A 22,373-nucleotide genomic window follows, 5' to 3' on the forward strand; every position below is an offset into this window, starting at 1 on the left:
TCCGCCTTCTTGACCGCCGGTTAGGAGGAATATGTACGTTCAACCTGCCGCTTTTTCTTCAGTTGTCACTGTGAATCCCGCGCTATTCGCCCGATCGCTTACGAATGTGAGTGTTGGGATGTATTCATGAAGCGTATTAATGCACTCACCATTGCCGGAACTGACCCCAGTGGTGGCGCGGGTATTCAAGCTGACCTGAAAACCTTCTCTGCTCTGCAAGCTTACGGCACCACGGTTATCACCGCGCTGGTGGCGCAAAACACCACCGGCGTGCAGTCGCTCTATCCCATCGAACCCGCTTTTGTCGCCGCGCAACTGGATTCAGTGCTGAGTGATGTGCGCATCGATAGTGCCAAAATAGGTATGCTGGCCAATGCCGACATTATTGAGGTGGTCGCCGCGCAACTGCGCCGCTATCCAATTGCATTTGTGGTGCTGGATACCGTGATGGTGGCGAAAAGTGGTGATCCGCTGTTGGCACCGGAGGCAGTGGCGGCTCTGCGCCAGCTACTGCTGCCACAGGTAGACCTGATTACGCCGAACTTGCCGGAAGCCGCGGCGTTACTCAATTGCCAATCTGCCCGCGATGAACAAGAGATGCGTGAGCAGGGGCGGGCGCTGTTGGCGCTAGGCTGTCAGGGGGTGCTGATGAAAGGGGGTCACTTAAGTGGCGAAGATAGCCCGGACTGGCTGTTTACCGCGCAAGGGGAGCAGCGTTTTGTCACCCGCAGAGTCAGCACTCGCCATACCCACGGCACCGGTTGCACCTTATCAGCAGCACTAGCGGCGTTGCGACCACGGCACGCCAACTGGGGGGATACAGTCAATGCGGCCAAAGGCTATCTCCAGAGGGCATTGGAGCAAGCCGATACTCTTGAGGTGGGGCGGGGGGTTGGGCCGGTGCATCATTTCCATTTATGGTGGTAATCCCCTTCGTCCTTGAAACCACAGGGGTGTTAGCTGCGCTCATTTACCCGAATCACTGACTTGAGTCAGCTCATCGGGATGCTTTCGCTGGCTGCCTACCTGTGGCTCCAATGACTTTGGGGATGGCTTTTTTCCTTGAAACCACAGGGGTGTTAGCTGCGCTCATTTACCCGAATCACTGACTTGAGTCAGCTCATCGGGATGCTTTCGCTGGCTGCCTACCTGTGGCTCCAATGACTTTGGGGATGGCTTTTTTTTCCTTGAAACCACAGGGGTGTTAGCGGCGCTCGCTTACCCGAATCACTTACTGGTGTAAGCTCATCGGGATAAGCTTGCTTGCTGCCTACCTACAACGCCAATGACTTTGGGGGGATATTCTTCGTCCTTGAAAACACTGGGGTGTTAGCGGCGCTCATTTACCCGAATCACTGACTTGAGTCAGCTCATCGGGATAAGCTTGCTGGCTGCGGTTTACGGTAACAAATGGCGCTGGGTCATGGTAAACATTGCGATGGCACGTTGCAGATGATGAGCATCAAAGCGGTTAAGCAGATAACTCTCCGCGCCTTTGCGGGGGCGGATACACAGTGACAGCTTAGGCTTGCCAGCTTCATCGTTGATCAGACTAAACTGATAGCTACCAATCTCTTTCTCATTTTCGCGCCAGGAGATCTCTATGGCAGGCAGTGGGTTAGCGGCCGTGGGGTGTCTGACGGCAAAAAAGTACTCGCCAGCCCAGAAACCGGCGTAATCGCCGTCAGCTTGCAAGGGTTTGCTGCGAAAGATGGCGGCATCGGCTAACTGGCTAATCGCCTCCGGTGTTATCTGCAGTTGGGCTTGCTGCCACAGCGGGGTGTCGTTCTCCAGTTGCCAGCAGGCGGCTCCCAGATAGTCATTTAGTTCGCGCCAATCCGCATCCAACTGCTGTAGCAGCTCTTCGTCGAGGATATTGCGGTATTGCTGCATACCGCCAGGTTGCTCACCCAGTGTTTCGTAGGTGATTAACTCCATGGTGCGCGGCTTGCGGCGAAAGCTCATCCACAGCACCGCTTTCGGAATGCGGAACTCAATCGACTGAATACTTAGCCGATAGCGATCGCCTTTGTTCACCACAAAACCGTTGGCCGTGCCGCGCTTATTTTGATAGTTACGCACCACCACCACACTATTGAGCCCCATCCAGCCGGTGACATAGTGCTCGCTATCTGAGTTGGCGACATCAAGATCGATCACCATCTGGATGATCTTATCGGTCTCAAGCTTGTCCAGCGGATGGGCATCCCCGGCAGAGTAATAGAGCTTCTCGGGTTCTTTGGGTAACTCATAGGTTAACATGGCATGGCCTTCTCATCATCATCTGGTTCATAGCTTAACTCAAGCTGTCATACCGATTGTGGTATAACTGGAATTAGCGTGAAAATTCGTGCTATGGATCAACTTTTTCTACTGTTGATGGTCATAGACAGGCAAACCAACACTACGCCTGCAAATCAGTTGCACAGAGAGCATGTTCAATACTCCGGCGAGTAGATTAATCAGATCATAAGGATTTCGATAATGAAAGGTCATAAAACCCTCCATTGTCTTGCTGCTGCTGCGATACTCAGTGCCAGTTCCTGGGCCTTCGCGCAGCCAGCCAGTGCAACTTCAACCGTTTTAGCTTCATCCATTTCAACTTCGGCACCTTCTCAGGCTACGCCGGCTAAACCCCTGCCGACCACGGCGGATCTTCTGCAACAGCCGGTTTATAAAAATAGCTGGCAGAAAATGACCAAGAGCCAAAAAAACCTGCCGGCATGGGCGCGCAAAGGGGTGGGAACCTCAGGGCCGTATGAGGTCATCAATTGGGCAGGGCAGCAGTATAAAGTGGGCCGCATTTGTAAACCCCATGATTGCAGCAACCAATTTATGTGGGTGGCATTTAGCCAGAATAAAAAGCAAGTTTGGCAGGCGTGGGGGATGAGAGTCTCGGTGGAGGATAAGCCGCAAGCACTGGATAACCCGAGTCAATTCGCCACTTATCAATGGCTGGGCCGCCCTGATGAGCACATTCAGGCGCTGCTGAAAAAGCAGTTACAGCAAGATCCTAACTGGCGCTAATCTTTGGCGGCAGATAGTGAGCGCGGAGCATGATGTTGAGTGCCATGCCCCGCCGCTATCATTAAGCAATCCCCGCTTGATGCAGGTCATGCAGATTAATGGCGCCGACCAGTTTCCCTTGCAGATCTACCACCGGTGCTGCACTGATATGATGCTGATGCAGTGCTTCCAGCGCTTCGCCAGCACGCCACTGTTCAGGTAATCGGAAGCCGGGGCGGGTGATCGCTCCCGCCAGTGGTTGTTGTAATGTGCCGCCTTTTACCAGCCAGCGGCGCAAATCGCCATCGGTAAACACGCCAACCACCCGCTGATGCGGATCGCATACTGCCACCAACCCGAGTCCGGTGCGGCTCAGCTCCAGCATCGCCTCCATAACGCTGTCGGATTCATTCACTACCGGCAGGCGATCACCGGTTCGCATCAAATGATGGACGCGATTTAGCAAGCGCGCACCTAAGCTGCCCCCCGGATGTGAGCGGGCAAAATCTTCTGCATTGAAGCCGCGATGGCGCATCAATGCCATTGCCAGTGCATCACCCATCATTAGGGTATTTACTGCGCTGGATGTGGGAGCTAGCCCCATTGGGCAGGCCTCGTGCTCAACACTGATATCTAATACGCAGGCGGCACCTTGTGCCAGTGGTGACTCTTTACCACCAGTGATAGCAATCACCGGAATATGGCTGTCAGCCAGCAGGGGCAAAATCAGATCCAGCTCTTTAGCCCGGCCAGAGTAGGAGATAAAAATCAGCACATCCTGCGGGCCAATCATGCCCAAATCGCCATGTAATGCTTCGGCAGGATGGACGAAAAATGCGGGGGTGCCGGTACTGGCCAGTGAGGCGGCGATCTTTTTGCCGATATGGCCGGATTTTCCGATACCGGACACCACCGCTTTACCGGTGCAGGCCAGCAACAGCTCGCATGCACGAATAAAATTATCATCTAATCGAGACAGCAACTTGTGGGCTTCTGTCAGCTCAATTTCCAGTGTTTCACGGGCGTAGGTCAGCAGTGGATTACTCATTTTTATCAACCAGAATGATGTTAATGCCCATCTCTTGTAGTGCCTGCAAATATTCCGGGCTAATCCCTTTATCGGTAATCAGGGTATCAACGGCGCTTAATGGGCAAACTACATTCGGGCTTTTACGGCCAAATTTGGAGGAGTCGACCAGCAGAATGATGCGGCTGGCGGCACGGCACATCGCGGTACTGACATGGTAAACTTCGTTAAACGTGGTGACACCGGCTTTCAAATCAACACCATCTGCGCCGATAAACAGCTTATCGAAGCTGAAATTATCAAATGCAGACTCCGCCAGACTACCATGAAAAGAGGCTGAGCCTTTACGGTAAGTGCCGCCTGGCATCAGAATTGTTTGATCGTTATTTAACTCAACCAGCTCATTGACGATATGCAGGCTGTTAGTCATCACCGTGATATTGTTGAATTTTGTCAGGTGCGGCACCATTTGTAACACCGTGCTCCCGGCATCAAAAACCAGGCTGTCGCCATCTTTGATCAGTTGACTGGCCGCTTGGGCAATCTGTTTTTTCTTATCGGTATTGATATGTGTTTTGCGGTCAATTGGCTGCTCGACATCATCACGATTTAACACCACGCCGCCGTAGGTACGAATAACCGCCCCCTCTTTCTCGAGAGTGGTTAAGTCCTTACGGATAGTGGTTCCGGTGGTCGAAAAGTGGTCGGCGAGTTCATCAACTGCCGTCTTACCGTGTTGCTGGAGATATTCCAGTATAGCAACCTGCCGCTGCTTTGGTTTCATAGCGATTCCTGCTCAAGTATTTCCATTGCCTCTTTTTCAGGCATAACTTTCACATGAAAAAGAATAACTTTCATTATGAAAATATCATGATTTCGGTTTAATCGCTAACGATAGTGCAGTTTGACATGCGGTATCCGTAGGAAAGATCACATTTGGAATTAAATCCTGCTGATGTAACCCATGGAGGTGAGTTAATGGGCGTGGGCGGGCAAACACACTGATTCCACGCATGATCATGCTGTCGCTGACCCGCATATTCTCATCAAAAGCTAAAGCCATCACCACTCTGGGCTTAAAACGCCCACCAGAGCGGCCAACCCCTACCGATTTACTGTGCTGACACAGGCGATCAAAAGCACGATTAAATTGATTAATTTGCCACCAACCCAGCAAGATTTGTAGGACCCAGGCGATGATGACAACACTGATTAGTGCAGATGTAGGTGTCATTTACTCTTCTCCCTTGGCGCTGCAGCGGTGTTAGCTGCTGATGGGTGGCCCGGGTCACTGGTGCGAGTCAGTGACCCGGGTGTTGGCTACTTTAAAACATCACCTGCCCGCCGGTAATATTTATCGATTGGCCGGTGCAATAGGCGGCTTTATCACTGGCGTAGAACAGCAGGGTATTTAGCACATCTTGATAATCACAGCCACGTTTTAGCGGCACTTTATCGGTATAGTACTTCTCAACTTCTTCTGGTTTAATGCCCAACTTAGCGGCGTACTGTGGTAAAAGTGATTGGAACATCGGTGATTTGAGTAAATTCCCTAACATCAATGAATGCACGGTAATACCGTAATCAGCCAAGTCCAATGCCAGTGATTGCGTCAGCCCCACACCGCCAAACTTCGCGGCACTGTAACCGGAGTTGTGTTTGCTGCCCACTTTACCCGATTTAGAATTGATTTGGATAATGCGTCCGCCATTACCATCACGGATCATCAGCCGAGAGAACTCACGGGCGCATAAGAAGTAGCCCACCAGATTCACCTGTAATGAGCGGTCAAAATCATCCAGCGGGAAATCTGTAATCGGCGCGGCTTTGGCAATGCCCGCACTGTAAACCAATAAATCTGCTTGATGGAAGCGCTGATCGACGGCTTTTGCCAGCATCTCCACACTGCTTTCATTGGTGGCATCAACCTGAAAACCACGGGCAGTGTCTGCGCCATACTCTGCATTAATCTGGTCGGCCACCAACTGTGCGTTATCTGAATTTAAATCAGCCACCGCCACTTTATAACCTGCTTCAGCAAGCCCCTGACACAAGAATGCGCCCAGAGTTTGCCCACCACCAATCACTACTGCTACTTGTTGTGACATATACACCTCCATTATCCTTCGTACTTGAAGCTGCAGCTGTGTTAGCGGCACTCTTTCACCCGAATCACTGACTGATGTCAGCTCATCGGGATTAATGAGCCTTTTTGAGGCTCACCCTGCGGGCTAGCATAAATGCTGTTCAAATCGGTTTGACCGATTTGTCACTCGCTGGCTGCCTTGCTGCAACTCCAATTACTTTGGCTAATATCCTTGGTACTTGAAGCTGCAGCTGTGTTAGCGGCACTCTTTCACCCGAATCACTGACTGATGTCAGTGATTCGGGATTAATGAGCCTTTTTGAGGCTCACCCTGCGGGCTAGCATAAATGCTGTTCAAATCGGTTTGACCGATTTGTCACTCGCTGCAACGCCAATAACGTCGGATATAAATTAATAAATAAATTAACGAATAAATTTCAGTGAGCTACCAACAGGAATATCACTGGGGGTCGGGCCATTCACATGGATGGAGCCGGGGAACTCGGGCTGCTGATCACCATTGAAACGGATGGTGACGTGGCCCAACTCCCGCAGATTTTGAGTTGCCACCTCGCCAACCGCAGTGATGATGTAGCGCAACTGTGCCAGTTCCATAATGTTGCCTGCCTGTAACTCCCCATCAGTGGTACTGTGCTGGTGGATAAAACAGAACTCTTCAATATCTTTGGGTGCCCCCTCGCGGAAGGTGATGAGCATGTCATCAAGCAGCGCCTCGCGGGCGCTGTCGCCGATAGTGGTAATGGTTGTCTGATAAATAGTATTCATACGTACATCCTTAACCGTTGAATGTATTACAGAAATCTTTAGGTGATGCTCTTATCGATTCGATAACTCTTACTGATAGATAAAGGCCGATACTGCCCAGGCAATCAATACCGTTGGTGCGCCGGTGAGGAAGCGACCAACCAGTACTGATGGGACGCCAACCCGCACGGTATCTTGCTTCGCTTCAGCCAGAGAGAGACCAACAGGGATAAAGTCACAGGCTGCCTGAGCATTTATCGCAAATAACGCTGGCAGGGCTAATTGTGGTGGGATATTCCCCAAACCAATTTGTACCCCAACTAATACGCCGATAACCTGGGCAATAACCGCCCCTGGGCCTAAGAATGGGGACAACAGCGGGAAGGAGCAGATCAGCGCCAGGAGCACTAACCCTATCGGGCTGCTAGCCAGTGGAGTTAAGCCGTGGGCAATAAAATCACCCAAACCGGATGCCATGATGATGCCGATTAAGGCTGAAACGAAGGCCATAAACGGCAGGATAGTTTTCAGCACGGTATCAATGGTGTCGCGGCCTGACTGGAAGAACACCGCCACGACAGAGCCCATGCCCATACCCACTTTCGCCAACAATCCGTCACTCTGCTCGGTGATTTTCTTGCTGGTGTCGTAATCACGCCCACCTTTGGCTGCCACCGCAGCTGCGGATTCGGTGTTCACTACGACTGCTGTTGCCTGGTCAGCTCCGCTGATTTTCTGGATATTTTTTTCACGCACCCCGGAAACATAAATATCTTCCAGTATGTATTGCGCCATCGGGCCGGATTGACCGGTTGAATGGATGTTGACGGTTGGAATACGGCGTTTGGGATACAGGCCGCAGCGCAGGGTGCCACCGCAGTCAATAATGGCGACCGCGATCTCTTCTGCTGGTGGTTCACCTTCTTTAAATCCATCAACCGCTTCCCAGCCGGTCAGTTCACTAATACGGTCAATAATCGCCGGGCGAGTTCCTGCCGTGATATAAACAATTTTCTTACCGGGGACGATGGGCAGCACTAATGGGCCACCCCAACCGCCTTCGCCTTTTTCAATCCGGATAAATTCACTCATGATCTGCTCCACACAGTATGTATTTAATTTACATATTAAAGTTGTACGTTACGGTCCAGACGGATACCCATTTTGCGTTCGAAAATGGAGGTCGTCAGATCAGTCACCCAGCCACGGAAGAAGTTGGTGAACAAGCCAACCAGGAAGTAACTCACTGCAAGTGGGCCTAGTGGCAAGCCCAGTGTGGTTAAACCACTAGCGATGCCTAAGAAGACGAACAACTCACCTGGGTTGATGTGTGGGAACAAACCATTCATTGAGTGACAGCTGTAAGAGGCAGCTGCGTAATAACTTGGTTTATATTTTTCTGGCATAAAACGTCCGAGACTCAAGGTCATCGGGTTACAGAATACAAAGGTCCCGATCAGTGGCAGCAGCAGATAGCGGGAAACGGGGTTGCCCGCGCAACGTTGTGCCAATCGTTCGATTCTATCCTGACCAACAAACTTGATCAGGGCATTCATGATAACTAATAAACTGATTAATAAAGGTAAGATCCCGGTGACCATGCCAACAAAAACTTCTCCCCCTTTTTGGAAGAGTCCGATAAACCACTCGGCTCCATGGGTTATAAGTTCAATCATTCTTTTTCTCCTGTAATCGACGTTATGGCTGTTTTTATAAACCTTTGTTATAAGGTTTTGTTATGAAAAGAAATTTTAAAGACCACATATTAAAATGGTTTCAAAATGCTGGGGTGTTAGAGTGAACCTCAGTATCTTGTCTATCGCCATGGGTACTACCATAAGCATTTTTCAGATCTATTTATCGCATATAGATCACACTTTGAAAGATAAATCTTTCAAGCTGAAGATTAAAAGTAAAAGAAAATCGGATTGAAATGAAAGATTTTGGTGTGAATTGAATACGCTAACAGTGACTGAAGCTTTGCCAGCATGGGGGGGAGTGGGAACGAAATGGGAGTGGAAATAGATTAAAAAGATAATAAAATCATGGGTTAAGTATGATTAACCCACGAAGTGATATTTAGCCGAGCAGCTCACAATTAGGGGGTAAGCGGCACTGGATGGCATTGGGAACGATTTCAATGCGGAAATGTTTGCCTGACAATGGTTCACCGTCCAGATTGAAGATGATGTCGTGCGGCGCAGTAATTTCCAGCCAGGTCAGATTGGCCTCAACCACATTTTTATTTTTCTCGCCGCTGAATAGACTGGTCAACAGGGCAGGGAGCAGCTCTTCGGCAGTCAATAACCGCAATTGCAGCAGGCCATCATTAATCAGTGCATCAGGACAGAGAGGCTGTCCGCCGCCAGCTTGTCTGCCATTACCTATTCCTATCACCAATGCATCACCCGCCCAGTTGAACTCAGGCCCATGGATTTCACAGCTGTCTGCTTTAATCGCATCCATGCGCATCAGGCCATGAATAAAATAGGAAGCTCCGCCCAGTACTGCTTTGAGTTTTTCGGGGGTTTCAGTGGTGATTCGAGTCCCAAAGCCACCCGTCGCCATATTGATAAAATAGTGCTCGCTATTCACCTGCGCGATATCAATGGTCACGGCGCGGCCTTTAACCGCTAATTGCAATGCGTTCTCTATTTGCAGGGGAATGTTGCAGCTGGTGGCAAAATCGTTGGCGGTGCCGAGTGGCAGGATACCTAAATCGGGCCGATTTTCGGCAGCTATTGCCATTAATGCGGTCGTGACCTCATTCAGAGTGCCATCCCCGCCGCCAGCAATCACGACATCAACACCCAGAACCGCGGCTTCTGCGACATAACGTTTCGCATCACCTTGCTCCCAGGTGACCCGAACATGAATTGTGACACCCTCCTCACGTAGGTTTTTGACGGCATTACGAACATCAAGATTACCTGATTCTTTACCGTTCAAGACGAGAAGGGCACACGGCGTTGGGGTCATAGCTTGCTCCGGATCAATTCTGTAATAGCGAGTATATACCCTTCATCCTTGATGCCTAGCTGCATCACCAATGATTTGGGTATATCAGATTATTTAAAGAATAATTGAATTTATTAATGATTGTTAGGTTTAATAGGGGGGGATTTTATTTTTACTAGAATATGAAGCTAACTGGAATAATTATTATTTGAGGTGAGATTATTGATGACAACAGGATTTTTTTATTATTAGTTAATAGCTTAACAAGGGTTGCTAATAATAAAAAAACAAGAAAAATCCTTTTTAATCATACAGATATACATCAAAAAGAAAAGGCCAGCCCAAGGGAGATTGGGCTAGCCAAGGAGGTGGTTCCTAGTCTTGTTTTAAAACTTTTTTAGTTCTTGATTGTACTCGAGCTATACTACCCCTCCGCCATTATAATTGATGTGATCTAATTCTAATATTTGCTAAAAATGCCACCTTAGCGATGGCAATATTTTTTATTGTTTTACGTTACGCTTTTTCATGGGGATTACGGCTATTTGTTCCGTTCAGATTACGGATCAGTAAGCCATATTCCACATCAATATCAGCCGGGATAGGCAAATACATGATATGCCCATTACCCGGAGCAATATCCGCCGCTTGGCCTTTTTTATCCTGCATGCTCTCAAGGGTGAACTGGATATTGCCGTTTGGCGTCATCAGCTCAACACTGTCACCGACCGAAAATTTGTTTTTGACCACCACTTCAGCCAGGCCATCACGGCGTACAGCAGTAAACTCACCGACAAATTGTTGGCGCTCTGAAACCGAATAACCGTAGTCGTAAGTTTGTTGATCTTCATGCACGTGACGGCGTAGGAAGCCCTCGGTATAGCCGCGGTGTGCCAGACCTTCTAGTGTGGTCAATAGTGTGGGATCGAAAGGTTTACCCGCGACAGCATCATCAATGGCGCGGCGATAGACCTGCGCGGTGCGGGCGCAATAGTAGAACGATTTGGTTCGGCCCTCAATTTTCAGCGAATGCACACCCAATTGGGTCAACCGCTCCACATGCTGGATAGCCCGCAGGTCTTTTGAGTTCATGATGTAAGTGCCGTGCTCATCTTCTGAGGCGGTCATATACTCCCCCGGGCGCTGCGCTTCTTCTAGCATAAACACTTTGTCGGTGGGGGCGCCGATACCCAGAGTTGGCTCGACACTCTTCACCGCGATAGGCTGATGAATATGCACGATATTGCCGATATCGTCCTCTTTGCCTTCCTGAACGTTATATTCCCAGCGGCAAGCATTGGTGCAGGTGCCCTGATTTGGATCGCGCTTATTGATATAGCCGGAGAGCAGGCAGCGACCTGAATAGGCCATGCACAGTGCGCCGTGGACAAACACTTCCAGTTCCATGTCAGGGACTTGCGCGCGGATTTCTGCAATCTCTTCCAGTGATAACTCACGGGAGAGGATCACCCGGGTCAAGCCCATCTGCTGCCAGAATTTGACGGTCGCCCAGTTGACGGCGTTAGCTTGCACTGACAGATGGATATCCATCGCTGGAAATGCTTCCCGCACCAGCATAATCAAGCCGGGATCAGACATAATCAGCGCATCTGGCCCCATATCGATCACCGGTTTCAAATCACGCAGGAAGGTTTTCAGTTTGGAGTTGTGGGGGGCAATATTCACCACCACATAGAAGCGTTTGCCAAGTGCATGGGCTTCCTCAATACCTAATGCCAGATTCTCGTGATTGAATTCATTATTACGCACCCGCAAGCTGTAACGCGGCTGACCGGCATAAACCGCATCCGCGCCGTAAGCAAAGGCATAGCGCATATTTTTAAGTGTACCGGCAGGGGATAGCAGTTCCGGTGTAAAAGGTGCATTAGAGGATAGTGCTGATGACGACATATTGTTGGCTCTCAGTCTGAGTTCAAGTCAGAACCACGCCCGCAGGGGTGGCTAAAAACCGGGGATTGTAACCTTGCCCATCGTGAAAATCAGCCCTTGCACAATTTTTGTAAGGTTTAAATGATTTAGATCAACTCACTGTTAGTAATATTTTTGCTGACAGTATGCCGCAGCAGGTTATATATGATCTCTATGGTGGAGATAAATTTATAAGCGTTAAATTAACTCAATAGTTAAAATTAATCACATGGCGATGGGTTAATATAATCATCGCTGATTATTGATGCTAAATCAATAAAATGCGCGGTAAGGTAGCCCGCGCAGGGAGAGGTAAAAGTTAAAAGTTACAGCGTCAAATCTTTTATTGTTGCTGTCGGGCCATTTTTCATCACTGAGGCAATGCCATTTTTAGCGGCAGCTTCGGAACTGTAGGCTTCGCTGACACCAATAACTTGATGGTTCTTCGCTTTCAAAACGAAATAGGGCTCGTTTTTGACATTACGTTTAGACTCGTACTGGCTCTCTAGTGGCGAGTTACTCTGTACTGATGCGATGCCGTTCTCTGCGGAGGCTTTACTGGCATACATCTCACTGGAGAGAATAATTTCACCATTGCTGGCTTTCAGATTGAAATGGTATTGCCCATTCTTTGCCTTTTTAATCTCATAGTGACCCATGGCCATAGTGTTTCTCCTGTTGGTTGTGATAACTCTACTGAGTGTAGTCAACGTTGACCGAAAGTGAGGTCAATGCGCCATGCACCACCAACATTAATAGATCTTCTGTCGCGATGAAATTACAGTAAACGACAGATCTCTGCTTCCCAACGATACCCCATGCCATAAACCGCGCGGATAAAAGGCTTCTCGCCATCGAGCGCCTCCAGCTTGCGCCGCAGATTTTTGATATGACTGTCGATAGTGCGGTCAGTCACCACACGATAGTCGTCATAGAGATTATTGAGCAGCTGTTCGCGGCTAAACACATGTCCCGGCTGTGTTGCCAGTATTTTCAGCAGGCGAAACTCTGCCGGCGTCAGCTCCAGTAAGTGACCCTGATAACTGGCCTGAAAGCGCGACTCATCAATCAGCAGCGGCGCACTCTCACTTGGCTGTTCGCGCTGTTGTTGGCAGCGGCGCAGAATGGTTTTAACCCGCGCCACCACCTCCCGTGGGCTATAGGGTTTGCAGATATAGTCATCAGCACCGATCTCCAGCCCCAGTAAGCGGTCGATCTCCTCGGTTTTTGCCGTGACCATCATGATGGGCACATCGGAGAAACGGCGAATTTCCCGGCAAATGGTGATGCCATCGCTGCCCGGTAGCATTAAATCCAGCAATATCATCGCCGGTGGGGCCTGGCGCACGGCGGCCACGACCTCTGCGCCATTGGTGATCCACTGGGTGCTGTAACCCGCCGCTTGTAGATAATCGACCAATAATTGGCCGAGTTTAGGTTCATCTTCAACAATCAATACGCAGCCAGACTGGCTGGCAGACTGAAGCGGCTCGTGCATTACCATGAGTTACCCTATGGAGTGGAAGAGGGGAAATAGTACCGTAATCCGCAGCCCCCCTAAAGGTGAATGTGCCGCGCTGATTTTCCCCCCATGGGCCTCGACAATATTGTGACAAATTGCCAGGCCCAGCCCCGATCCGCCACTGGCGCGGTTACGCGAACTTTCGGTGCGATAAAAACGCTCAAAAATACGCTGCAACTGTTCGTCACTCAGGCCCGGTTTACTGTCCTGCCAGTGTAGCGTTAAGGTATCGTCATCGAGTTGTGCGGTGATCTCTAGCCGCCCGCCCTCATTGGTATAGCGCAAACTGTTCTCCAGCAAATTGTGGAACAGCTGATTCAGGCGGTCGGGATCGCCAAAGATAACCCCCTGCTCCGGCAGATTAGCCATCACGGTGATATTTTTGCTTTGGAAGCGGCCATGGAAGCTGGCAACGGCAATCTGTAGCAGCCGCACGGCATCCAACTGGGTTTTGCGGTAGGCCAGTGCGCCGTGATCTGAGAGCGACAATTGATGCAGGTCATTGACCAGCTTGGTGAGGATGCCGACCTCAGCTTGCAGCGAAATCAAGGATTCAGGTGTCGGTTGGCGCACGCCATCTTGCAGGGCCTCCAGCTCACCGCGCAATACCGCCAGTGGGGTGCGCAATTCATGGGAGACATCGGCCATGAAATCGCGCCGCATCTGCTCATTTTTCTCCAGCGAACTGGCGAGCTGGTTAAAGTCCTGTGCCAGACGGCCTAGCTCATCACGGCTGCTGACTGCCACGCGGGTGCTGAAATCACCGGCGGCTAGCCGATGGGTGCCCTCCACCAACCGTTTTACCGGTGCCAACATGCCGCGCGATAATAGCCAGGTGGCGGCCGCCGCCAGTAGGGTCGAGAGGCCGACAATCATCCAACTGGTGCGGCGCTGTTGCAGATCAAAGTTGATATCGGCATTGCGGGTCAGTTTTTCCGATGGTGTCGACATCACCCAGCCCACCACCTGTTTATTCACGGTGATAGCCTGGCGGCTGGCCTCTTTTGGCACCCGGTCACTGCGCCCGGCCAACAGATTATTGTGCTGATCGACAACCCAAAATTGGGCGCGCCAGCCATGTGGGGGCATACTGCGGCTGTTATCACCACTCTGTTCGAATGAGCGCATGATCTGATAAATCAGCTGATCATTATTGCGCAGGAAATCCCAGTTGCCATGTTGCTGATACTGCACCTCCAGCGCATTGCCTAACATGCTGATCCGCTGCTCATTACTCTGCTTGATGTAATCAATAAAACCGCGCTCGAAGCTGGCTCTCACGCCCCAATGCATGGTGATCAGCACTAATATGCAGGTGGCAAATATCGCCATAAACAGTTTTCCGGTAATGCCGATCCTCATTTTTCACCTATCTCTATCGGTTTGCTGGGGCGGTGGGCCAGATGACAGACTACTCCAGCCTCATGAGCGGCTGTTTGCTAAAACGGCTGCGCAGCCGGTCAAAGTAGAGGTAGACCACCGGCGTGGTGTAGAGGGTGAGCAGTTGGCTCACCACTAACCCGCCGACAATGGTGATCCCCAGCGGCTGGCGCAACTCCGCCCCATCGCCACTACCGAGAACCAGTGGCAGTGCGCCGAACAGGGCCGCCAGTGTGGTCATCAGAATTGGCCTGAAACGCAGCAAACTGGCCTGGAAAATAGCATCGCGGGCGCTGATATTGCCATTACGCTGTGCATCAAGGGCGAAGTCCACCATCATAATGGCGTTCTTTTTCACGATACCAATCAACAACATAATGCCAATCAGGGCGATAAGGCTAAAGGGCGCATTGAACAACTCCAGCGCCAGCAGCGCCCCGACACCGGCGGAGGGCAGTGTTGACAAGATAGTCAGCGGGTGAACATAGCTCTCATACAGGATGCCGAGCACGATATAGACCGTGGCGATGGCGGCCATAATCAGCCATAGCTGAGATTTCAGCGTCTCCTGGAATACCTGCGCGGTGCCGGTAAATGTCCCGCGCACGCTAGCGGGCACGCCAAGTTCGGTCATCGCCCGCTCAACGGCCGCAGTCGCCGCAGATAAACTACCGCCCTCCGGTAAGTTAAACGAGATGGTCGAAGCGGCAGAAAGTCCCTGATGATTGACCGCCAGTGGCGCATTGGCAGGTTGCCACTTGGCGAAATAGGAGAGCGGAATGGATTGGCCGCTGCTATTAATGACAAACATTTTGTCCAGCGAACTCACATCCTGCGTGTATTGTGGCGCGACTTCCATCACCACTTTGTATTGGTTTAACGGCTGATAAATGGTGGAGATCTGCCGCTGACCAAAGGCATTGTTCAGCAGGGCATTAGCATCGGAGACATCAATCCCCAGCCGCGCCATAGTTTCACGGTCATAAGTGAGCGCAATCTCAGCGCCTTTATCTTGCTGGTCGGAGCTAACATCCGCCAGCTCCGGCAGCTTCGCCAGCGCGGCCCGCACTTTGGGTTCCCACTCACGCAGTGCGGTCAGATCGTCGGCCAGCAGGGTAAATTGGTAGCTGGCATTGGCTTGCCGCCCGCCAACGCGGATATCTTGCACCGGGGCCAGAAACAGACTGGCGCCCGGCTCTTTGGCTAATTTGGCCCGCAAGCGGGTGATAATTTGCTGGGCGCTTTCGCCGCGTTCACTCAGCGGTTTGAGCGAGATAAACATTGAGCCGCTGTTGGTGCGTGAACCGCCAGTAAAACCGGTGACATTATCGACCGCCGGATCATCATTGATGATCTTCATGAAATTTTTCAGTTTTTGCTGCATCGCCTGGAAAGAGATGCTCTGATCCGCCTGAATAAAGCCCATCATGCGGCCGGTATCCTGCTCAGGGAAAAAGGTTTTCGGGATGCTGATATAGAGCCAGACATTCAGCGCAATAGTGGAAAGCAGCACAACCATCACCCAGCGTGTATGGCCCAGCACCCAGTTGAGTGAGCGGCCATAACCCCGCTGAATCGCCAGTAGCACTTTACCAAAACCACGGATCCGGGGTTGCTGACCCGCCGGCTGCGCGCGCAGCAAGTGGGCGCACATCATCGGGGTCAGGGTCAGGGAGATGACCAGCGAGATGCCGATCGCCACTGACAGCGTAATGGCAAACTCGCGGAACAGTCGGCCCGGCAGCCCCTCCATCAGCAGCAGGGGGATAAACACCGCCACCAGTGAGATACTCATCGACAGCACGGTAAATCCGACTTCGCGCACCCCGCGTAGGGCGGCCACCATCGGTTTCACCCCCGCCTCCAGATGGCGGGAGATATTCTCCAGCACCACAATGGCATCATCGACCACAAAGCCGGTGGCGATGGTCAGCGCCATCAGTGACAGGTTATTGAGACTAAAACCGCACAGATACATGGCGGTAAAGGTTCCGATCAGTGAGACCGGCACGGCAACCGCGGGGATCAGTGTGGCGCGTCCTGATCGCAGAAACAGGAACACCACCAGAATTACCAGCGCCACCGCGATGATCAGTGAGCGCTCCACCTCCTCTAGTGAGGCGCGGATAGTTGGCGAGCGATCTTGCGCAATTTTTAACTCAATTGAGGCCGGGATCGAGGCACGCAGGGCGGGTAGCTCCGCGCGGATCCGGTCTACCGTGGCGATAATATTCGCCCCCGGTTCGCGGCTGATCACCAGCAGCACCGCCGATTTGCCATCGGACATCCCGGCGTTGCGCACATCCTGAACTGAGTCCACCACGTTGGCGACATCCTGCAATCGCACTGGCGACCCATTATTGTAATGAATGATTAGTGGGCGATAACCCTCGGCGGTTTTGATCTCATCATTGGCCTGAACTTGCCAGTGCTGCTCGTGGCTATCGACAGAGCCTTGCGGGCGGCGCACATTGGCGGCAGTGATGGCCTGGCGCACCGCATCAAGTGAGACCCCCTGATTAAATAGTGCGCTAGGGTTCAGCTCCACCCGCACCGCAGGCAGCGAGCTACCACCGACACTCACATCACTGACGCCCTCAGTCTGGGCGATTTTCTGCGCCAGTTTGGTAGAGGCGAAGTCATACAGCTGGCCCTGAGTGAAGGTGTCTGAGGTCAGCGTCATGATCATGATGGGGGCATCCGACGGGTTCATCTTGTAGTAGGTCGGGCGGTTCGGCATGCCGGTCGGCAGCAAGCTTTGCGCGGCATTCAGCGCCGCCTGCACATCGCGGGCAGCGCCATTAATATCGCGGTTGAGATCAAATTGTAAAATGATCCGCGTGCTGCCCAGTGAACTGGTCGAGGTCATCTCATTGACTCCGGAAATTCTTCCCAGAGCGCGCTCCAGCGGCGTGGCGATGGATGACGCCATGGTTTCCGGATCAGCTCCGGGCATCGAGGCACTGACCATAATCACCGGATAATCGACCTGCGGCAGCGGCGATACCGGCAGTAAACTAAAACCGATAATGCCACTCAGGGTGATAGCCAGTGTCAGCAGGGTGGTCGCCACCGGGCGCTGGATGAACAGAGCAAAGAATTTCACGGCAGCTCCCGCCCATCGGGTAATGTAGCTGAATCCATATCTTCGTGATGATGGGTATTGCGCGCCACTCTATCGAACAGCAGATAGATAACCGGGGTGGTAAACAGGGTCAATATTTGGCTGACAATCAACCCGCCGACCATACAGACCCCCAGCGGCTGGCGCAATTCGGCCCCGGCCCCGGTACTGAGCATCAGGGGCAAGGCACCGAACAGCGCGGCCAGTGTGGTCATCAGAATGGGGCGGAAACGCAGCAAACAGGCCTGATAGATAGCATCATAAGGGGTCATGCCCTGATCCCGCTCGGCGGCGAGCGCAAAGTCGATCATCATGATCGCATTCTTTTTGACGATGCCGATCAGCAGAATTATTCCGATGATGGCGATCACATCCAGCTCATGGCCGGTCAACATCAGCGCCAGCAACGCCCCGACCCCAGCGGTCGGCAGGGTGGATAAGATAGTCACCGGGTGAATAAAACTTTCGTACAACACACCGAGCACGATATACATCGCCACAATGGCGGCGATAATCAGCCACAAGGTGCTGCCGAGGGCGGCCTGAAATGCCAGCGTCGAGCCTTGGAAGCGGGTGGTGATATCGGCGGGCAGCTGAATGGCCTGCTCAGCTTGCGTCACCGCGGCCACCGCCTCGCCAAGGGAGTAGCCCTGGGCCAGATTGAAGGAGATGGTGGCTGACGGGAACTGATTCAAATGGTTGATCGACAGCGGCCCAAAGCGCTCCTCAATGGTGGCAATACTGCTTAGCGGCACCCCTTTGCCGTCACTGCCGGTCAGGCGGATATCATTGAAAGCCGCCAGCCCCGGCGCGGCTTGCACGTCATGCTCCAGCACCACCCGATACTGATTGGCCTGGGTATAGATGGTGGAGATCAAGCGCTGACCAAAGGCGTTATACAGCGCATTGTCGATGGCGGCCATGGTGATCCCCAAACGGCTGGCGCTGTCTCGGTCCACATTGACAAAGGCCACTAGCCCCTGATCCTGCCAGTCGCTGGTCACATCCTGGAAGGGCGCTTGCTGCTGCAACTCGCTAATCAGCTTCGGCACCCAGGTGCTCAGCTCTTCGAGCGAGGTGGCCTGTAGCGTGAACTGATACTGCGTGCGGCTCAGTTGGGTATCGATGGTTAAATCTTGCACTGGCTGTAAATAGAGTTTGATGCCCGGAATGCTGGCGACACTCTGCTGCAAGCGGGCTATCACCTGCGGGATGCGGTCGGCGCGCTCAGCCAGTGGCTTAAGGTTAATCTGCAATCGGCCACTGTTGAGGGTGGCATTGGTGCCATCGACACCGACAAATGAGGTCAGACTCTCCACCGCCGGATCTTTGAGGATGATAGCCGCCACCTGCTGCTGGCGCTCAGCCATATTGCTAAATGACACCGATTGCGGCGCTTCTAGTGTGCCCTGAATCAGCCCATTGTCCTGCAAGGGGAAAAAGCCTTTGGGCATCAGCAAATAAAGCAGCACCGTCAGCAGCAGAGTGCTCACGGCAACACCCAAGGTTATCCATTGATGCTTCAGCACTTTTTTTAGCGCCACGGCATAATGGGCGATCACCCAATCGAAGAATTTCTCACTAGCGCGTGACAGCCTATTTTGCTTGCGCAGTGACTCATAACTGAGCATCCGCGCGCACATCATTGGGGTAAGGGTCAGGGAGACCACCGCTGAAATCAGGATCGCCACCGCCAGGGTGACGGCAAACTCGCGGAACAGCCGGCCGACGATATCGCCCATAAACAGCAGCGGAATCAACACCGCAATCAATGAGAAGGTCAGTGAGATAATGGTGAAACCAATCTCTCCCGCCCCTTTTAGCGCCGCATCCAGCGGTTTCTCGCCCTTTTCGATATAGCGCGAGATATTCTCAATCACCACAATGGCGTCATCCACCACAAAACCGGTGGCGATGGTTAGCGCCATCAGGGTCAAATTATTGATGGAAAAACCGAGGAAATACATCGCCGCAAAGGTGCCGATCAGTGACAGCGGCACCGCGATACTGGGGATCACAGTGGCGGCGGCATTGCGCAGGAACAGGTAGATAACCATCACCACCAGGGCAATCGACAGCAGCAACTCAAACTGCACGTCACTGACCGAGGCGCGGATGGTGGTGGTGCGGTCGGTCAGGATGTTGACCTCCACCGACTTGGGCAGACTCTTAATCAGCTCCGGCAGCATCTGGCGGATACTGTCGGCGGTGGCTATCACGTTAACCCCCGGCTGGCGCTGGATATTCAGCACAATCGCCTGCTGGTTATTGGCCCAGGCGGCCAGCTTGTTATTCTCCGCCCCCTGCTCAATGGTGGCGACATCCCGCAAGCGGATTGGCGCGCCATTTTGGTAGGCGATGACCAGATCACGATAATCCTCGGCGGATTTCATCTGATCATTGGCCGACAGAGTCACCGAGCGGGTTGGCCCATCCAGACTTCCTTTGGCGGAGTTGACATTGGCATTGCTGATGGCGGTGCGGATGGTTTCGCTATCCAGCCCAAGGGCGGCGACGGCGGGCGCATTTAGCTTCACCCGCACCGCAGGGCGCTGGCCACCCGAGATGGTGACCAGACCGACACCGGTGACTTGCGAAATCTTCTGCGCAATGCGGGTCTCCACCATGTCCTCCACCTGAGTCATCGGTATCGCCGTGGAGGTGACCGCCAGTGTCATAATTGGCGGATCAGCCGGATTCACTTTGCTGTAAATCGGCGGATAGGGCAGATCACCTGGCAGCAGATTCGTGGCGGAGTTAATCGCCGCTTGTACCTCCTGCTCTGCCACATCGAGCGGCAGGGCGAGCTGGAATTGCAAAGTGATAACTGACGCGCCGCCAGAGCTTTGCGACGCCATCTGTTTCAGGCCGGACATCTGACCAAACTGGCGCTCCAGTGGCGCGGTGATAGAGGAGGTGACCACATCCGGGCTGGCGCCGGGATAGAGTGTCACCACCTGAATGGTGGGGTAATCCACCTCCGGCAGGGCGGAGACCGGCAGGGCGCGGTAGCCGAGAACCCCGGCTAGCAGAATGGCGACCATAAACAGGGTGGTGGCGACCGGGCGCAGGATAAACAGCCGTGAGGGGCCACCACCGGGTGTTGGGGGCATCACTTGCATCAGGACTTCTCCGCCGGAGTGGTTTGGCCGGCTTGCGCATTAGCGCCATGTTTTCTGCCGGTGCGGGTGCCGGTTTGTTCTGTTGGCGCGGCGGCATCGCTTTGCTCTGTCGCGGTGGAGCGCGGCGTGACCACTTCAACCTGCACCCCCTCGGTCAGGCGGTCGATGCCGTCAGTGACCACCCGCTGACCAGCATTCAGGCCGGAGCTGATTACTACCTGTTTGCTATCCTGAATGCCGGTGGTGACCAGATGTTTGCTGACCCTATTTTCGTCATTGAGTGTCCAGACAAAGCTACCTTCGCTGCCCATCTGCACCGCAGCGGTGGGGACGACCACCGCATTTTGCAGCAAATCGACCTTGATGCGGGCATTGACAAACTGATTCGGGAACAGCGCATCATCTTCATTGGCGAAACGCGCTTTCAGCTTAATAGTGCCGGTGGTGGTATCAATCTGGTTATCCATGCTCAGCAGATAGCCCTGCGCCAACAGCTGTTTGTTGGTGCGATCCCAGGCCTCCACTGGCACGGTACTGTTATTTTTGGCCGCATTTTTCTGCGCCTGCATAATGGCCGGAATATCACTCTCCGGCAGAGTAAAGAGTACATCAACCGGATGTGTCTGGGTGATCACCACAATCGGTGTGGCGGTGCCACTGGTGATAAAGTTGCCGACATCCACCTGTTTTAGCCCCACTTTGCCGGAAATTGGCGCGGTGATGCGGCTATAGGTCAGTTGCAGTTCAGCACTATCAATCGCGCCCTGATCGGCCTTCACGCTGCCCTCACTCTGGCGCACCAAGGCCGCTTGGGTGTCCAGCTCTTGCTGTGAAATCACTCCGGTTTTGACCAATTTCTGGTAGCGGGCCAGATCACGGCGCGCATTATCGAGGGTGGCCTGATCTTTGGCCAACTGCCCCTGTGCTTGGGTCAGTTGCACCTGATAAGGGCGTGGGTCGATCTCGGCTAGTAGCTCACCGGCCTTGACCTGCTGACCCTCGGTAAAGTGGATCGCCATTAACTGACCATCAACACGGCTGGTGACGGTGACAGTATTGGCGGCTATCACGGTGCCTAATCCGCTGAGGTAGCGCGGCACAGTTTGCTCGCTGGCGGTGGCGGTCTGTACTGGTGACAGTGGCATATTACGTCGCCCGCCGGCCCGCGCGGGGCTGCTGCTGCTGCTGGCGGGTTGCGCTCCCGGCGCCCGGCTTTCAGCGGTGGCACTGAAGTGACGCCAAACCAATAGAGCAACAATAATCGCCACCACTGCCCCCAATAACATCAGTAACCGGGAGGTGCGTTTAGATTGAGCTTTCATGATGGCGGAGCATTCCTTTTGATGTTCTGGTTATCTGCAGTTGCAATATAGATGCATAAGTCAGTTTTTGGATATGTTACTAGTTTAGCGGGGATTTACCGGATAAAAATGGAGGAAATATGAAAATAGTGT

18 protein-coding genes are annotated in these 22,373 nt (G+C 52.7%); 2 read left to right on the forward strand and 16 right to left on the reverse strand.

Going from position 1 to position 22,373, the window contains the following annotated elements; genetic code table 11:
• Nucleotides 1-126: 126 nt before the first annotated feature.
• Nucleotides 127-927 carry a bifunctional hydroxymethylpyrimidine kinase/phosphomethylpyrimidine kinase gene (gene thiD / locus FFE93_RS05810; RefSeq protein WP_049600687.1) on the forward strand — a complete coding sequence of 267 codons (801 nt, stop codon included), beginning with the start codon at nt 127-129 and terminating at the stop codon, nt 925-927.
• 471 nt (nt 928-1,398) lie between these two features.
• Here thiD and FFE93_RS05815 read toward each other — a convergent pair whose 3' ends face one another.
• The gene (locus FFE93_RS05815; RefSeq protein WP_049600690.1) at nt 1,399-2,262 is read right to left on the reverse strand and encodes a hypothetical protein; all 864 of its coding nucleotides are present in this window, start codon (nt 2,260-2,262) and stop codon (nt 1,399-1,401) included.
• Nucleotides 2,263-2,484: 222 nt separating this feature from the next.
• Between FFE93_RS05815 and FFE93_RS05820 the strand changes: the two genes are divergently transcribed.
• A complete protein-coding gene (locus tag FFE93_RS05820; protein ID WP_054872370.1) occupies nt 2,485-3,027 on the forward strand; it encodes an inhibitor of vertebrate lysozyme family protein in 543 nt (180 codons plus the stop codon).
• 61 nt (nt 3,028-3,088) lie between these two features.
• Here FFE93_RS05820 and gutQ read toward each other — a convergent pair whose 3' ends face one another.
• The 15 genes from gutQ to FFE93_RS05895 form a co-directional block, all read right to left on the reverse strand.
• Nucleotides 3,089-4,054 (reverse strand): arabinose-5-phosphate isomerase GutQ, encoded by a 966-nt coding sequence (gene gutQ, locus FFE93_RS05825; protein ID WP_138774901.1) that lies wholly within the window; start codon nt 4,052-4,054, stop codon nt 3,089-3,091.
• Nucleotides 4,047-4,817 carry a DNA-binding transcriptional repressor gene (locus FFE93_RS05830; RefSeq protein ID WP_005273204.1) on the reverse strand — a complete coding sequence of 257 codons (771 nt, stop codon included), beginning with the start codon at nt 4,815-4,817 and terminating at the stop codon, nt 4,047-4,049. The genes gutQ and FFE93_RS05830 overlap by 8 nt, the downstream gene beginning before the upstream one ends.
• Before the next feature lie 84 nt (nt 4,818-4,901).
• Entirely contained in the window at nt 4,902-5,267 is a 366-nt protein-coding gene (gene gutM, locus FFE93_RS05835; RefSeq protein ID WP_032897446.1) for a transcriptional regulator GutM, read from the reverse strand.
• 91 nt (nt 5,268-5,358) lie between these two features.
• Entirely contained in the window at nt 5,359-6,141 is a 783-nt protein-coding gene (srlD, locus tag FFE93_RS05840) for a sorbitol-6-phosphate dehydrogenase (RefSeq protein ID WP_054872369.1), read from the reverse strand.
• 401 nt (nt 6,142-6,542) lie between these two features.
• The gene (srlB, locus tag FFE93_RS05845; protein ID WP_005273214.1) at nt 6,543-6,905 is read right to left on the reverse strand and encodes a PTS glucitol/sorbitol transporter subunit IIA; all 363 of its coding nucleotides are present in this window, start codon (nt 6,903-6,905) and stop codon (nt 6,543-6,545) included.
• 69 nt (nt 6,906-6,974) lie between these two features.
• On the reverse strand, nt 6,975-7,976 hold the full coding sequence (locus FFE93_RS05850) for a PTS glucitol/sorbitol transporter subunit IIB (protein ID WP_138774902.1): 1,002 nt from the start codon (nt 7,974-7,976) through the stop codon (nt 6,975-6,977).
• Nucleotides 7,977-8,011: 35 nt separating this feature from the next.
• Nucleotides 8,012-8,560, reverse strand: coding sequence for a PTS glucitol/sorbitol transporter subunit IIC (locus tag FFE93_RS05855; RefSeq protein WP_004877312.1), 549 nt, complete (start codon nt 8,558-8,560; stop codon nt 8,012-8,014).
• A 403-nt stretch (nt 8,561-8,963) separates the two neighbouring features.
• Complete coding sequence (gene yegS / locus FFE93_RS05860; protein ID WP_032897454.1) at nt 8,964-9,863, reverse strand: lipid kinase YegS; 900 nt, start codon at nt 9,861-9,863, stop codon at nt 8,964-8,966.
• 495 nt (nt 9,864-10,358) lie between these two features.
• Nucleotides 10,359-11,678, reverse strand: a complete 1,320-nt coding sequence (gene yegQ / locus FFE93_RS05865; RefSeq protein ID WP_409994336.1) for a tRNA 5-hydroxyuridine modification protein YegQ — start codon at nt 11,676-11,678, stop codon at nt 10,359-10,361.
• Between the two features lie 419 nt (nt 11,679-12,097).
• The gene (locus FFE93_RS05870; protein WP_005273223.1) at nt 12,098-12,436 is read right to left on the reverse strand and encodes a YegP family protein; all 339 of its coding nucleotides are present in this window, start codon (nt 12,434-12,436) and stop codon (nt 12,098-12,100) included.
• A 113-nt stretch (nt 12,437-12,549) separates the two neighbouring features.
• Nucleotides 12,550-13,269, reverse strand: a complete 720-nt coding sequence (gene baeR / locus FFE93_RS05875) for a two-component system response regulator BaeR (RefSeq protein WP_005273226.1) — start codon at nt 13,267-13,269, stop codon at nt 12,550-12,552.
• A 9-nt stretch (nt 13,270-13,278) separates the two neighbouring features.
• Nucleotides 13,279-14,655: a two-component system sensor histidine kinase BaeS gene (gene baeS, locus FFE93_RS05880; RefSeq protein ID WP_005273227.1), complete on the reverse strand. Its 1,377-nt coding sequence runs from the start codon at nt 14,653-14,655 to the stop codon at nt 13,279-13,281.
• A gap of 49 nt (nt 14,656-14,704) precedes the next feature.
• Nucleotides 14,705-17,779 carry a multidrug efflux RND transporter permease subunit MdtC gene (mdtC, locus tag FFE93_RS05885; RefSeq protein ID WP_138774903.1) on the reverse strand — a complete coding sequence of 1,025 codons (3,075 nt, stop codon included), beginning with the start codon at nt 17,777-17,779 and terminating at the stop codon, nt 14,705-14,707.
• Nucleotides 17,776-20,919: an MdtB/MuxB family multidrug efflux RND transporter permease subunit gene (locus FFE93_RS05890; protein ID WP_054872366.1), complete on the reverse strand. Its 3,144-nt coding sequence runs from the start codon at nt 20,917-20,919 to the stop codon at nt 17,776-17,778. The genes mdtC and FFE93_RS05890 overlap by 4 nt, the downstream gene beginning before the upstream one ends.
• Complete coding sequence (locus tag FFE93_RS05895) at nt 20,919-22,241, reverse strand: MdtA/MuxA family multidrug efflux RND transporter periplasmic adaptor subunit (protein WP_138774904.1); 1,323 nt, start codon at nt 22,239-22,241, stop codon at nt 20,919-20,921. The genes FFE93_RS05890 and FFE93_RS05895 overlap by 1 nt, the downstream gene beginning before the upstream one ends.
• Nucleotides 22,242-22,373 lie beyond the last annotated feature (132 nt).

The sequence above is a fragment of the Yersinia sp. KBS0713 genome (genome assembly GCF_005937895.2).
GTDB classification, from domain to species: Bacteria; Pseudomonadota; Gammaproteobacteria; order Enterobacterales; family Enterobacteriaceae; genus Yersinia; species Yersinia bercovieri.